A 13,549-nucleotide genomic window follows, 5' to 3' on the forward strand; every position below is an offset into this window, starting at 1 on the left:
CCAGATCAAACACCTGTTCGAAGTAAACACCGGCGTGTCCTAGCGATTTCGCCCGGCGAAGTGGTAGACATTCGCACGGACGTTCGATCGAACACAGGTTCGATCATGATCGGATGACCTGCGTTGGAGGACATCATGGCGGTGGTCATTGGCACCCGTAACAGCTTCGAACTGGTCGACGGCGCCGGTGCCGAGGATGTCGCCCTCGGCGCGGGATTGCGACCCGGACCACGGGTCCTCCGCCGGTTCGACGTACACGATAAGGACAACCGCCGCCCGTCGACCCGCCCCCGTCCGCTCGCCGTGCGCCCGACCGCGCCCGAGCCGATCGCCTGCGAGGTCCGGCCGCGCCGCCACCCGGCCGTCCAGTTCGCCGGCTACGCGACGGCCGCCGCCCTCTTCGCCGCGCTGCTGAGCCTGCTGTTCCTGTACTCCTCGGGCGCCACCACCGTCCCCGAACGGACCAACGTGGTGCACGTCCAGGTGGGCGAGTCGCTGTGGGACGTGGCCGAGCGCAGCGCGCCCGCCAGCGACCCGGACGCCGTCGTGGCCCGCATCCGCGAGCTGAACTCCCTCCCGGGCTCCGACGTCGTCCCCGGCCAGGCCCTGGTCGTCCCCCACGGCACCTGACCACTCGCGAGAGTCCAACCTCCACGCCGCGAGAGTCCAACGTCCACCGCGCGAGAGTCCTACGTTCGGAAGGCCTGAGTTCAACGCTCAGCGTTGAACTCAGGCGCGCTGAACGTAGGACTCTCGCGGCGTGAGCGTTGGACTCTCGCGTTTGGGTTCGCAAATCGGGAGGCGGTCCGTGACCGGTGGGACGCGGAGCGCTCCGGCATCCCATCGGGTGAACGCCGACCGGTGTGTCCGACTTGCAGACGGGCCGGGCGCGGGCATAGGTTGACCCCTACATCTAGTGGTCACACCGTTGTAGTTAGTCCACAGGTTGGGGTTTTCCCGACGAGTGAGGCTAACGCGATGGATGCTGCCCAGGGGAGGGGGAGACCAGCCGTGCGATGCCCGTTCTGCCGGAACTCGGACTCGCGTGTCGTCGATTCCCGCGAGGTCGACGAGGGCCAGGTCATCCGCCGCCGCCGGTCGTGCACGGCCTGCGGCCGCCGCTTCACCACGGTCGAGGAGGCCGTGCTGGCGGTGGTCAAGCGCTCCGGCGTGACCGAGCCGTTCAGCCGCGACAAGGTCGTCGTCGGCGTGCGCCGCGCGTGCCAGGGCCGCCCCGTCGACGAGGACGCCCTCCAGCAGCTGGCGCAGCGCGTGGAGGAGTCGATCCGCTCCGGCGGCGTCGCCGAGATCCCCAGCCACGAGGTGGGCCTGGCCATCCTCGGCCCCCTGCGCGAGCTGGACGAGGTCGCGTACCTCCGCTTCGCGAGCGTCTACCGCTCCTTCTCGTCCGTCGAGGACTTCGAGAAGGAGATCGCCGATCTTCGCACCGCCCAGGGCACGGACGACTGAGCGACGCGACGCAGGACAACCGCGCGGCCGCCTCGGACGGGGAGCCCGGACGTGGTCGCGCACCGAACTTTCCAAGACGAGCAAGACGAGAGGGACCCGGGATGACGGAGACCGTCGGTGGCTCCAGCAAGAAGACGGCCACCCGCAACGGCGCGGGGGACAAGAACGCCAAGCTCAAGGTGGAGCGCGTCTACACCACGGCGGGCACGCACCCCTATGACGAGGTCACCTGGGAGCACCGCGACGTCGTGATGACGAACTGGCGCGACGGCTCGGTGAACTTCGAGCAGCGCGGCGTCGAGTTCCCCGACTTCTGGTCGGTCAACGCCACCAACATCGTCACCAGCAAGTACTTCCGCGGCGCGGTGGGCACGCCGCAGCGCGAGCACAGCCTGCGCCAGCTCATCGACCGCGTGGTGAAGACCTACGTCGAGGCGGGCGTCAAGCACGGCTACTTCACCACCGCCGAGGACGCCGAGATCTACGAGCACGAGCTGACCTGGATGCTGCTGCACCAGGTGTTCAGCTTCAACTCGCCGGTCTGGTTCAACGTGGGCACGAGCTCGCCGCAGCAGGTCAGCGCCTGCTTCATCCTGTCGGTCGACGACACGATGGAGTCGATCCTGAACTGGTACCGCGAGGAGGGCCTGATCTTCAAGGGCGGCTCCGGCGCGGGCCTGAACCTCTCGCGCATCCGCTCGTCCAAGGAGCTGCTGTCCTCCGGCGGCACGGCGTCCGGCCCGGTGTCGTTCATGCGCGGCGCCGACGCGTCCGCGGGCACCATCAAGTCCGGTGGCGCGACCCGCCGCGCGGCGAAGATGGTCGTGCTGGACGTCGACCACCCGGACGTCGAGGAGTTCATCCAGACCAAGGCGCGGGAAGAGGACAAGGTCCGCGCGCTGCGCGACGCCGGGTTCGACATGGACCTGGGCGGCAAGGACATCGTGTCCGTGCAGTACCAGAACGCGAACAACTCGATCCGCGTGTCGGACGAGTTCATGCACGCCTACGAGAACGGCGGCCAGTTCGGCCTGCGCGCGCGCCAGACCGGCGAGGTCATCGAGCACATCGACGCGAAGGACCTGTTCCGCAAGCTGGCGCAGGCCGCGTGGGAGTGCGCCGACCCGGGCATCCAGTACGACGGCACGATCAACGACTGGCACACCACGCCGGAGTCGGGCCGGATCACCGCCTCGAACCCGTGCTCGGAGTACATGCACCTGGACAACTCCAGCTGCAACCTGGCGTCGTTGAACCTGATGAAGTTCCTGTCCGACGACGGCACGTTCAACGCGGAGCTGTTCGCCAAGTCCGTCGAGCTGATCATCACCGCGATGGACATCTCGATCTGCTTCGCGGACTTCCCGACCCCCGCGATCGGCGAGACGACCCGCGCGTTCCGCCAGCTGGGCATCGGCTACGCGAACCTGGGCGCGCTGCTCATGGCGACCGGTCACGCGTACGACTCCGAGGGTGGCCGCGCGCTGGCCGCCGCGATCACGTCCCTGATGCAGGCCGTGGCGTACAAGCGGTCCGCGGAGCTGGCGGGCATCGTCGGCCCGTACGAGGGCTACGCCCGCAACGCCGAGGGCCACCAGCGGGTCATCCGCAAGCACTCGGCCGCCAACGACATGCTGCGCACGTACCACGCGAACGACGGCGCGGTGCAGAAGGTCGCGACCAGGGCGTGGCAGGAGTGCCAGCGCATCGGCGCCCGCAACGGCTGGCGCAACGCGCAGGCCAGCGTGCTCGCCCCCACCGGCACCATCGGCTTGATGATGGACTGCGACACCACCGGCATCGAGCCGGACCTGGCGCTGGTGAAGTTCAAGAAGCTGGTCGGCGGCGGCTCGATGCAGATCGTCAACCAGACCGTGCCGCGCGCGTTGCAGGTGCTGGGCTACCAGCAGGAGCAGATCGAGGCGATCGTCGAGTTCATCGGCGAGCACGGCCACGTGGTGGACGCGCCGGGCCTCAAGCCCGAGCACTACGAGGTCTTCGACTGCGCCATGGGCGACCGCTCGATCGCGCCGATGGGCCACGTGCGGATGATGGCCGCGGTGCAGCCGTTCATCTCGGGCGCGATCTCCAAGACGGTGAACATGCCGGAGACGGCGACCGTCGAAGAGGTCGAGGAGATCTACTACCAGGGCTGGAAGCTGGGCCTGAAGGCGCTGGCGATCTACCGCGACAACTGCAAGGTCGGCCAGCCGCTGTCGGCGGGCAAGTCGGCCAAGTCCTCGGCGGTCGCCGAGGCCAAGGCCGAGACCGTCGTCGAGTACCGCCCGGTGCGCAAGCGGCTGCCGAAGAAGCGCCCGTCGCAGACGGTGTCGTTCACCGTGGGCGGCGCGGAGGGCTACCTGCACGCCGGTTCGTACCCGGACGACGGCCTCGGCGAGATCTTCGTCAAGCTGGGCAAGCAGGGTTCGACGCTGGCCGGCGTGATGGACGCGTTCTCCATGTCCATCTCGGTGGGCCTGCAGTACGGCATCCCGCTGGAGTTCTACGTCTCGAAGTTCCAGAACCTGCGCTTCGAGCCGGCGGGCATGACGGACGACCCGGACGTCCGCATCGCGACCAGCGTCCTGGACTACCTGTTCCGCCGCCTGGCGCTGGACTACCTGCCGGTCGAGAAGCGGGCGCAGCTCGGCATCTTCACCGCCGACGAGCGCACCGCGCAGGTCAACAGCGACTACGGCACCGGCTCCGACGTGGACCTGGAGGGTCTGCGCACGTCGGTCGACGCGGCCCCGGCCGCCTCGACCGCGCCGGCCCCGGCGGAGAAGAAGTCCAAGCCGCAGGACATCCGCGTGGGCAGCTCCACGGAACTGCTCGAACTGCAACTGGGCACCACCGCCGACGCGCCGCTGTGCATGACGTGCGGCACGAAGATGCGCCCGGCCGGTTCGTGCTACCTGTGCGAGGGCTGCGGCTCCACCTCGGGCTGCAGCTGATCGTCCGGAACACCGACGCCCGGACGGGGGTTCGCTCCCCCGTCCGGGCGTTGTCGTGTCCGGGGAACGGCTCAGGCTGCGCGGTGATGTCTCTCGACCTCGCACGACGTTCACTGGACGGGCTGTCCGTCGGCGACGCCTTGGGCGCGCAGCACTTCGTTCCCGGTCGTTCCCGTTCCGACCTCGCCGCGGGTGTGCTGCCCGACGGGCCGTGGCCGTGGACGGACGACACCAGGATGGCCTGCCTGCTGCCGGCCGAGTTGCGCGAGCACGGCGAGGTCGACCAGGACCGGTTGGCCGGGGAGTTCGCCGAGCGCTGCGACCCGTACCGGGGGTACGGGCCCGGCGCGGTGGTGGTGCTGCACCGCATCCGGGACGGGGTGCCGTGGCGCGAAGCGGCGGCGACGGCGTACCGGGGTGAGGGGTCGTGCGGCAACGGGGCGGCGATGCGGGTGGCGCCGTTGGGCGCGTTCTTCGCCGACGACCTCGACGCCGTGGTGACGCAGGCGGTTCGCTCGGCGGAGGTCACGCACCTGCACCCGGAGGGGGTCGCGGGTGCGGTGGCGGTGGCCGTGCCCGGTCGGGGGATGGTCGACGCGATGCTGGACCTGCTGGACGACGGGCAGGTCCGGCGTGGTGTCGAGGACGCGCGGCGACTGCCGGGGCGCACGGCCGCCGAAGCCGCCTACTAGTTGGGCAACGGGTCGCACTCGACCGCGCAGGACTCCGTGCCGTTCGTGCTGTGGTTCGCCGCGACGCACGCCGACGACTACCGGGTCGCCGTCACGGCCTGCGTCGAAGCGGGCGGCGACATGGACACGACGGCCGCGATGGTGGGCGGGATCGTGGCCTGCCGCACGGGCGTGCCGGCTGACTGGCCGGCACGGCGCGAACCGCTGCCCCCGGCATAGCCCCGTTTCGCCCGCGCTTCCGGGCGTGGTCGGCACCTACGATGTCGCCGTGATGCGGGCGAGCGGGTCGTTGTCGGGGTTGGCGTACGGGGATGCCCTGGGTGCGCCGACCGAGTTCATGAACGTCGCCGAGATCGAGCGGCGCTACGGCGCGGGCGGCCCGCGCGACCTCGAAGGCGATCCCGCCCTGGTCACCGATGACACCCAGATGACGTTGGCCGTCGCACGGGCGCTGGTCGGGGGGCGGGACGGGGTCGAGGACGCGCTGCGGGAGCACTTCGTGCGGTGGTGGGAGTCGCCGGACAACAACCGGGCGCCCGGCATGACGTGCTTGCAGGCGTGCGAGAAGCTCGCCGCCGGGCTGCCGTGGCGGGAGGCGACCGGGGCGTCGTCCAAGGGCTGTGGCGCGAACATGCGGGTCGTGCCGGTCGGCCTCGTGCCCGACCTGTCCGACGACGACCGCGCCGGCATCGCGCAGTTCCAGTCCGCTCTCACGCACGGCCACCCCACGGCGCTCGCGGCCAGTGAGCTGACGGCGTTCGCGGCGCGGTGGCTGGTCGACGGCACGAGTCCCGGTGACCTGACGGCCGCGTTGCGCGAGCGGTGCGCGGAGCAGCGGACCACCTACCGGGAGGAGTGGCTGGCCGACCTGTGGGTACGTCCCGGGGTGTCCACTCCGGAGGAGTTCATCGCCCGGGGTTGGGACGAGTGCGCGGATGCGCTCGACGTGCTGGCCGCCGCCACGCCGGACCGCGACGCCGACCCGTGCCTGGCCACGGGCGCCGGGTGGATCGCGGAGGAGGCGCTGGCCACCGCGCTGCACTGCTTCCTGCTGTTCCGCGACGAACCGGTGGCGGCGCTGTCCCGGGCGGCGACGACGTCCGGCGACTCCGATTCGATCGCGTGCCTCACCGGCGCGTTCGCGGGCGCGGCCCACGGCCTCGGCGCGTGGCCGGAGGAGTGGGCCGAGCGCGTCGAGCACGGTGACGAGCTGGCCGCGCTCGGCCGGCGGTGGGACCGGTGAACCACGTCCTGGCCGGCTACCGCGTGGCGTCGCGGGACGCGCGGCAGGACTGGCAGGACGCGGGCCTGCCGGAAGGCGAGCTGGTGTCGGCGAGCGGTTGCGTCATGACGGTCGTGACGGACGGCTGGGACGACTGGTTCGGCGATCCGGCGTCCGCCGGACGTGCCCGGGAGGGGCGGGGGGACCTGCACGTGCTGGAGGTCGGGATCGCCGCCCGGGACGTCGAGCCCTTGCTGGCGGACGTGCGCGAGGGCGGTTGGGACGTGGCAGCGGGCAGCCTGCCGGCCCGCCTGGCCCGCGCCGAGCCCGTCCGCGCGACCGACGTGCTCGGGTTCGAGCTGGTCGGCTACGACAGCGGGACCTGGCACACCTGGACGTGCCTCGGCGGTCTGGTCGAGGACGTGCGGACGGCGACCGGTGTCCGTCCGGGCCGGTGGGGGCTCGTCCAGGACGAGTCGGAGGCGCGAGCGGCGGCCGACTGGCTCACCGCCTCCGGGCTGGGCGACCCGAAGGTGTTCTTCTGGGTGGCGGCCCGGCTCGCCAGTGCCGGATAGGTCAGTCCGGAAGTGGTCCGTCCGCCCGCCCGGGTGGGCGGACGGGCGGACGGACCTCAGCGAACCGTCGTCAGGCCTTGTTGCGGAACAGCTTGTTGCCCAGCCACACGATCGGGTCGTAACGCCGGTCGGCCACGCGTTCCTTCATCGGGATCAACGCGTTGTCGGTGATCTTGATGTGCTCCGGGCACACCTCGGTGCAGCACTTCGTGATGTTGCACAGGCCCAGGCCGTGCGACGACTGCGCCTCCTGCACGCGGTCCGCCTCGTCGAGCGGGTGCATCTCCAGCTCGGCGACCCGCATCAGGAACCGCGGCCCGGCGAACGACTCCTTGTTCTCCTCGTGGTCGCGGATGACGTGGCACGTGTTGTTGCACAGGAAGCACTCGATGCACTTGCGGAACTCCTGCGAGCGCTCCACGTCGACCTGCTGCATCCGGTACTCCCCCGGCGCCACGCCGGCCGGCGGCTTGAACGCGGGGATCTCACGCGCCTTCTTGTAGTTGTACGAGACGTCCGTGACCAGGTCGCGGATCACCGGGAACGTGCGCATCGGCGTCACGGTCACCGTCTCGTCCTCCGCGAACACCGACATCCGGGTCATGCACAGCAGCCTCGGCTTGCCGTTGATCTCCGCCGAGCACGACCCGCACTTGCCCGCCTTGCAGTTCCACCGCACGGCCAGGTCCGGTGTCTGGGTCGCCTGCAACCGGTGGATGACGTCGAGCACGACCTCGCCCTCGTTGACCTCGACGGTGAAGTCCTCCAGGCCACCGCCCTCGTCCGAACCGCGCCACACCCGGAAGTGCCCCTGGTACCCCATGTCAGCCCTCCAGCTCGTCGGCGGTCAGGTACTTCTGCAGCTCGCTGTGCTCGAACAACGCCAGCAGGTCCGTGCGGATCGGGATCTGCGGCTCCTCCGCGACCTCGACCGAGGAGTCGGACAACCTGCACACCAGCAGCTTGCGCCGCCAGTCGGCGTCCATCCCCGGGTAGTCGTCCCGGGTGTGCCCGCCCCGGCTCTCCGTGCGCAGCAGCGCGGCGCGCGCCACGCACTCGCTGACCACGAGCATGTTCCGCAGGTCGAGCGCCAGGTGCCAGCCGGGGTTGAACTGCCGGTGCCCCTCGACCACCAGGGTCGCGGCCCGCCGCTTCAGCTCCTCCAGGCGCTTGATCGCCTGGTCCATCTCCTCGGCCTTGCGGATGATGCCGACCAGGTCGTTCATCGCCTGCTGCAGCTCCATGTGCAGCGTGTACGGGTTCTCACCGCCCCCGTCGGCGCCGGAGAACGGGGCCACGGCCGTCCGTTCCGCCTCGGCGACGGCCTCGTCCGAGCACACGGGACGGGCCGGCAGCCCGGTCACGTAGTCCGACGCGCCCGCGCCCGCCCGGCGGCCGAACACCAGCAGGTCGGACAACGAGTTGCCGCCCAGCCGGTTCGAGCCGTGCATCCCGCCGGACACCTCGCCCGCCGCGAACAGCCCCGGCACCGACGACGCGCCCGTGTCCGGGTCGACCTGCACGCCGCCCATCACGTAGTGGCAGGTCGGCCCGACCTCCATCGGCTGCGCGGTGATGTCGACGTCCGCCAGCTCCTTGAACTGGTGGTGCATCGACGGCAGCCGCCGCATGATCTCCTCGGCGGGCAGGCGCGTCGACACGTCCAGGAACACGCCGCCGTGCTCGGACCCGCGACCGGCCTTGACCTCGGAGTTGATGGCCCTGGCCACCTCGTCGCGCGGCAGCAGCTCCGGTGGCCGCCGGTTGCTGCCCGGGTCGGCGTACCAGCGGTCGGCCTCGGCCTCGTTGTCGGCGTACTTGTCCTTGAACACCTCGGGGATGTAGTCGAACATGAACCGCTTGCCGTCGGAGTTGCGCAGCACGCCGCCGTCACCGCGGACCGACTCGGTGACCAGGATGCCCTTCACCGACGGCGGCCAGACCATGCCGGTCGGGTGGAACTGCACGAACTCCATGTTGATCAGGGACGCGCCCGCGCGCAGGGCCAGCGCGTGGCCGTCGCCGGTGTACTCCCACGAGTTCGACGTGACCTTGAACGACTTGCCGATGCCACCGGTCGCGAGCACCACGGCGGGCGCCTCGAACAGCACGAACCGGCCCGACTCGCGCCAGTAGCCGAACGCGCCGGCCACCTTGCCGTCGTCGAGCACCAGGTCGGTGACGGTGAACTCCTGGAACACCTTCAGCCGCGACTCGTAGTCGCCGGTCTCGGCGTGATCGTCCTGCTGCAGCGACACCACCTTCTGCTGGAGGCTGCGGATCAGCTCCAGCCCGGTGCGGTCGCCGACGTGCGCGAGGCGCGGGTACTCGTGGCCGCCGAAGTTGCGCTGGCTGATCCGACCGTCCTTGGTGCGGTCGAACAGCGCGCCGTAGGTCTCCAGCTCCCAGACCCGGTCGGGCGCCTCCTTGGCGTGCAGCTCGGCCATCCGCCAGTTGTTCAGGAACTTGCCGCCGCGCATGGTGTCGCGGAAGTGCACCTGCCAGTTGTCGTTCGAGTTCACGTTCCCCATGGCCGCGGCGATGCCGCCCTCGGCCATCACGGTGTGCGCCTTGCCGAACAACGACTTGCACAGCACCGCCGTGCGCATCCCGTGTTCACGTGCCTCGATCGCGGCGCGCAACCCCGCACCGCCGGCACCGATCACGAGCACGTCGAACGAATGCCGTTCCAGCTCGGGCAAAACCACTCCTCAGTTGACGAATCGGAGGTCGGCGATCGTCCCGGAGGCGACCAGCGCGACGTAGAGGTCCGTGACGCAGACGAAGATGAGCGAGGCCCACGCCAACTGCATGTGCCTGGCGTTGAGCTTGGAGATCTGCGTCCACGCCCAGTACCGGACCGGGTGCTTGGAGAAGTGCTTGAGCCGCCCGCCCGCGATGTGGCGGCACGAGTGGCACGACAGCGTGTAGGCGCCGAGCAGGCCGACGTTGACCAGCAGCACGATGTTGCCGAGGCCGATGCCGGTGCTGAACGCGAAGGCCGCGTCGTAGATGTTGATCAGCAGCAGGAGCGACGCCGCGTAGAAGAAGTACCGGTGCAGGTTCTGCGCGATGAGCGGGAAGCGGGTCTCACCGGTGTACTTGGCGTGGGGCTCGGCCACCGCGCACGCGGGCGGGGACATCCACGCCGCCCGGTAGTAGGCCTTGCGGTAGTAGTAGCAGGTCACCCGGAAGCCGAGCAGGAACGGGATGATGATCACCGGCGGGGTGAGGAACCCCGGCAGCTCGGGCAGCAAGCGGCCGAAGTGCGCCGCGTTGGGCAGGCACTCCTCGGTCAGGCACGGCGAGTACATGGGCGTCAGGTAGCGGTACTCGTCCACCCAGTAGTAGTCGCCCATGAAGGTCCGCACGGCCGCGTAGATCGAAATCAGGAGCAGGCCCGCGAACGTCGCCAGCGGCGGTAGCCACCACCGGTCTGTGCGCAACGTGCGCTGGGCGATCTGCGCCCTCATACCTCACCTCGTTCCACGTCGTTGTGGTGCGGGACACATTGTGGTTTGGGACACATCACCGGGCCGAAAACGGGAGCGGCCCCCGCGTTCGCACGCGGGGGCCGGTCCTCTCCTCAGCTCAGGTCCGATGGCTGCGGTAACCGCCGAGACCTTCGTCGTCGGCGTCGTGCCACAGCTTCGGGTCGTACGGCGTGTCCGGGACGACGACGACCTCTCTCTCGACCCGAGGCGCCTCACGCGGTCGGGGCGTGCTGTCCAGCTCCGCCAGCTCGGTCGCGTCGATGTCCATGCGCTCGACGTCGTTGGCCAGCCGCTGCACGGCGGCCACGTCGCCGTACCGCGCGCGCAGCCCGCGGACGCTGTGGCGCAGTTGGCCAAGCGCCCGGCGCAGCTCCACGATCTCGGAGGACGTCATGGTCAGCACCTCCCTCGGGTCGGTCCGTGTGCCGACTCTGCCAAGTGGAAGCCGCTGTGACAAGAACCACAAGTGTCCGAGTCGCGTCTCAGGATCTGAATCGTTTTTGTCACGATCATGTGTCGTGACATAGTGTGCTTGCTGTCACGTCCGTACGTGCGACGTCAGCGCTGCCGTCCCACCGGGCCCACCACGGCCCGTGATCACCACCGGGAGACAGCGAACCATGAGCGTGCATCCCGTCGTCGCCGAAGTGACGGCTCGAATCGCCGCCCGCAGCGCCGCCGGCCGGTCCGCCTACCTGGAACGAATCGCCCAGGCCCAGCAGGAGGGCCCCGCCCGCCGCGACATGGCGTGCAGCAACCTGGCCCACGGTTTCGCCGGGATCACGGGCGGTGACAAGGACCTCCTTCGTGCGCTGCGTCGCCCGAACGTGGCGATCGTGTCGGCGTACAACGACATGCTGTCCGCCCACCAGCCCATGCACGAGTACCCGGCGTGGATCAAGGACGCGGCCCGGGCCGTCGGCGGCGTGGCGCAGTTCGCGGGCGGCGTGCCCGCCATGTGCGACGGCATCACCCAGGGCCGCGCGGGCATGGAGCTCTCGCTGTTCAGCCGCGAGGTCATCGCGATGGCCACCGGCATCGCCCTGTCGCACGAGATGTTCGACGCGGCGCTGCTGCTCGGCGTGTGCGACAAGATCACGCCCGGCCTGCTGATCGGCGCGCTGTCGTTCGGGCACCTGCCCGCGATCCTGGTGCCCGCGGGCCCGATGAGCTCCGGCCTGCCGAACTCGGAGAAGGCCCGGGTGCGGCAGCTGTTCGCGGAGAACAAGGCGTCCCGCGAGGACCTGCTCGAAGCCGAGGCGCAGTCCTACCACAGCCCCGGGACCTGCACGTTCTACGGCACGGCGAACTCCAACCAGCTCGTGGTCGAGGTCATGGGCCTGCACCTGCCGGGCGCGAGCTTCGTCCCGCCGGGCACCAGGCTGCGCAAGGCGCTCACCGAGGAGGCCGCGCGGCGCGCGGTGGAGATCAGCCGGGGCGAGGACTACACCCCGATCGGGCACGTGGTGGACGTGAAGTCCGTGGTCAACGGCGTGATCGCGCTGCTGGCCACCGGCGGGTCGACCAACCACACCATGCACCTGGTGGCCATCGCGTCGGCCGCGGGCATCGAGCTGGGCTGGGACGACTTCTCCGAGCTGTCCTCGGTGGTGCCGCTGCTGGCCCGCGTCTACCCGAACGGCTCGGCGGACATCAACCACTTCCAGGCCGCGGGGGGCGTGCCGTTCCTCGTCTCGACGCTGCTGGACGCGGGCCTGCTGCACGCCGACGTGCGGACCGTGGCCGGCCCCGGGCTCGACCGCTACCGGCAGGAGCCGGTGCTGGTCGAGGGCGTGCTGATGTGGCGGCCGGGCCCGCCGCGCTCGCTGGACACCGACGTGCTGCGGCCCGTGTCGGAGCCGTTCGCGGCCGACGGCGGCCTGCGCATGCTGTCGGGCAACCTCGGCCGCGCGGTGATCAAGGTGTCGGCGGTCAAGCCGGAGCACCGGGTCGTGGAGGCGCCCGCCCGGGTGTTCACCTCGCAGGAGGCGTTCAGCGCCGCGTTCCAGGCCGGTGAGCTGGAGCGGGACGTCGTCGTGGTCGTGCGGCAGCAGGGCCCGCAGGCCAACGGGATGCCCGAGCTGCACAAGCTGACGCCCGCGCTGGGCGTGCTGATGGACCGGGGCTTCAAGGTCGCGCTGGTCACCGACGGCCGGATGTCCGGCGCGTCGGGCAAGATCCCGGCGGCCATCCAGGTCACCCCGGAGGCGGCCGTCGGCGGCCCGCTGGCCCGCGTGCGCGACGGCGACGTGCTGCGGCTGGACGCCGAGACCGGCACGCTGGAGGCGTTCGTCGACCCGGCGGAGCTGGCCTCGCGCGACCTGGTGGACTTCCCGCCGGACGCGCAGGCGTGGACCGGCACGGGCCGGGAGCTGTTCGCCTCGCTGCGCCGGGCGATCGGGCCCGCCGACCGGGGCGCGAGCGTGTTCGGACCCATCGCGGCCTCGCACTTCGAAGGCCAGTTCAACCAGGAGGTGTCCCGGTGACCAACGCCCCGGCCCACGCGACGGCGGCGGATCTGCTGGCGCTGTCCCCCGTCATCCCGGTCGTCGTCGTCGACGACGCCGAGCACGCCGTGCCGCTGGCGGAGGCGTTGCTGCGCGGCGGTGTGCGCGTGATCGAGCTGACGCTGCGCACGCCGGCGGCGCTGGCCGCGATCGAGCGGGTGGCGGCGGAGGTGCCGGGCATCGTGATCGGCGCCGGCACCGTGACCGCCCCGGAGCACGCGGAGCAGGCGGCCAAGGCCGGTGCGGCGTTCCTCGTCACGCCCGGGTCGACGGACCGGGTGCTGGACGCGGCCGAGGACACCGGGCTGCCGTTCCTGCCGGGCGCGGCGACCGTGTCGGAGGCGATGCGGCTGGCCGAGCGCGGGCTGACGTCGCTCAAGTTCTTCCCGGCCGAGGCCGCGGGTGGGGTGGACTACCTGAAGTCCGTCGGCGGTCCGCTGCCCGGTCTGCGGTTCTGCCCGACCGGCGGCATCACGCCGGCGACCGCGCCGAACTACCTGGCGCTGCCGAACGTCGGCTGCGTCGGCGGTTCGTGGCTCGCGCCCAAGGACGCGCTGGTGTCGGGCGACTGGGCGCGGATCGAGGAGCTGGCGCGGGCCGCCTCGGCGCTCTGATCCCGCCACGCGCCGGTCTCG

13 protein-coding genes are annotated in these 13,549 nt (G+C 70.7%); 9 read left to right on the plus strand and 4 right to left on the minus strand.

The annotated features are described in order from the left end of the window. Positions 1-135 precede the first annotated feature (135 nt). The 7 genes from EDD40_RS14590 to EDD40_RS14615 all read left to right on the plus strand — a co-directional run bounded on the left by EDD40_RS14590 (position 136) and on the right by EDD40_RS14615 (position 6,913). Positions 136-630, plus strand: a complete 495-nt coding sequence (locus EDD40_RS14590) for a LysM peptidoglycan-binding domain-containing protein (protein ID WP_123748023.1) — start codon at positions 136-138, stop codon at positions 628-630. 381 nt (positions 631-1,011) lie between these two features. Next, the gene (nrdR, locus tag EDD40_RS14595; protein ID WP_123743391.1) at positions 1,012-1,470 is read left to right on the plus strand and encodes a transcriptional regulator NrdR; all 459 of its coding nucleotides are present in this window, start codon (positions 1,012-1,014) and stop codon (positions 1,468-1,470) included. 101 nt (positions 1,471-1,571) lie between these two features. After that, positions 1,572-4,424 carry a vitamin B12-dependent ribonucleotide reductase gene (locus EDD40_RS14600; RefSeq protein WP_123743392.1) on the plus strand — a complete coding sequence of 951 codons (2,853 nt, stop codon included), beginning with the start codon at positions 1,572-1,574 and terminating at the stop codon, positions 4,422-4,424. 86 nt (positions 4,425-4,510) lie between these two features. Further along, positions 4,511-5,116: an ADP-ribosylglycohydrolase family protein gene (locus EDD40_RS14605; protein ID WP_246037665.1), complete on the plus strand. Its 606-nt coding sequence runs from the start codon at positions 4,511-4,513 to the stop codon at positions 5,114-5,116. After that, positions 5,117-5,335: an ADP-ribosylglycohydrolase family protein gene (locus EDD40_RS43560; protein ID WP_246037666.1), complete on the plus strand. Its 219-nt coding sequence runs from the start codon at positions 5,117-5,119 to the stop codon at positions 5,333-5,335. It abuts the gene before it with no gap. Positions 5,336-5,360: 25 nt separating this feature from the next. Further along, positions 5,361-6,359 carry an ADP-ribosylglycohydrolase family protein gene (locus EDD40_RS14610; RefSeq protein ID WP_246037667.1) on the plus strand — a complete coding sequence of 333 codons (999 nt, stop codon included), beginning with the start codon at positions 5,361-5,363 and terminating at the stop codon, positions 6,357-6,359. Further along, complete coding sequence (locus EDD40_RS14615) at positions 6,356-6,913, plus strand: hypothetical protein (RefSeq protein WP_148088802.1); 558 nt, start codon at positions 6,356-6,358, stop codon at positions 6,911-6,913. Before EDD40_RS14610 ends, EDD40_RS14615 begins: the two co-directional genes overlap by 4 nt. A gap of 70 nt (positions 6,914-6,983) precedes the next feature. Here EDD40_RS14615 and EDD40_RS14620 read toward each other — a convergent pair whose 3' ends face one another. The 4 genes from EDD40_RS14620 to EDD40_RS14635 all read right to left on the minus strand — a co-directional run bounded on the left by EDD40_RS14620 (position 6,984) and on the right by EDD40_RS14635 (position 10,801). After that, complete coding sequence (locus EDD40_RS14620) at positions 6,984-7,736, minus strand: succinate dehydrogenase/fumarate reductase iron-sulfur subunit (RefSeq protein WP_123743394.1); 753 nt, start codon at positions 7,734-7,736, stop codon at positions 6,984-6,986. Between the two features lies 1 nt (position 7,737). After that, positions 7,738-9,615 (minus strand): fumarate reductase/succinate dehydrogenase flavoprotein subunit, encoded by a 1,878-nt coding sequence (locus tag EDD40_RS14625; protein ID WP_123743395.1) that lies wholly within the window; start codon positions 9,613-9,615, stop codon positions 7,738-7,740. A 9-nt stretch (positions 9,616-9,624) separates the two neighbouring features. Next, positions 9,625-10,386: a hypothetical protein gene (locus EDD40_RS14630; protein ID WP_123743396.1), complete on the minus strand. Its 762-nt coding sequence runs from the start codon at positions 10,384-10,386 to the stop codon at positions 9,625-9,627. A gap of 118 nt (positions 10,387-10,504) precedes the next feature. Further along, positions 10,505-10,801: a hypothetical protein gene (locus tag EDD40_RS14635; RefSeq protein WP_123743397.1), complete on the minus strand. Its 297-nt coding sequence runs from the start codon at positions 10,799-10,801 to the stop codon at positions 10,505-10,507. 226 nt (positions 10,802-11,027) lie between these two features. On the opposite strand from EDD40_RS14635, the gene edd reads away from it, so the two are divergent. Together edd and eda are read left to right on the plus strand one after the other, a co-directional pair. After that, positions 11,028-12,893 carry a phosphogluconate dehydratase gene (gene edd / locus EDD40_RS14640; RefSeq protein WP_170185080.1) on the plus strand — a complete coding sequence of 622 codons (1,866 nt, stop codon included), beginning with the start codon at positions 11,028-11,030 and terminating at the stop codon, positions 12,891-12,893. Continuing rightward, positions 12,890-13,528: a bifunctional 4-hydroxy-2-oxoglutarate aldolase/2-dehydro-3-deoxy-phosphogluconate aldolase gene (gene eda, locus EDD40_RS14645; RefSeq protein WP_123743398.1), complete on the plus strand. Its 639-nt coding sequence runs from the start codon at positions 12,890-12,892 to the stop codon at positions 13,526-13,528. The genes edd and eda overlap by 4 nt, the downstream gene beginning before the upstream one ends. Positions 13,529-13,549: the final 21 nt, after the last annotated feature.

The organism is Saccharothrix texasensis (genome assembly GCF_003752005.1).
GTDB classification, from domain to species: Bacteria; Actinomycetota; Actinomycetes; order Mycobacteriales; family Pseudonocardiaceae; genus Actinosynnema; species Actinosynnema texasense.

Coding starts and splice junctions, on each gene's coding strand:
- EDD40_RS14600 (WP_123743392.1), top strand. CDS start 1,572: ATGACGGAGACCGTCGGTGGCTCCAGCAAGAAGACGGCCACCCGCAAC.
- EDD40_RS14635 (WP_123743397.1), bottom strand. CDS start 10,801: ATGACGTCCTCCGAGATCGTGGAGCTGCGCCGGGCGCTTGGCCAACTG.
- EDD40_RS14605 (WP_246037665.1), top strand. CDS start 4,511: ATGTCTCTCGACCTCGCACGACGTTCACTGGACGGGCTGTCCGTCGGC.
- EDD40_RS14590 (WP_123748023.1), top strand. CDS start 136: ATGGCGGTGGTCATTGGCACCCGTAACAGCTTCGAACTGGTCGACGGC.
- edd (WP_170185080.1), top strand. CDS start 11,028: ATGAGCGTGCATCCCGTCGTCGCCGAAGTGACGGCTCGAATCGCCGCC.
- EDD40_RS14620 (WP_123743394.1), bottom strand. CDS start 7,736: ATGGGGTACCAGGGGCACTTCCGGGTGTGGCGCGGTTCGGACGAGGGC.
- EDD40_RS14630 (WP_123743396.1), bottom strand. CDS start 10,386: ATGAGGGCGCAGATCGCCCAGCGCACGTTGCGCACAGACCGGTGGTGG.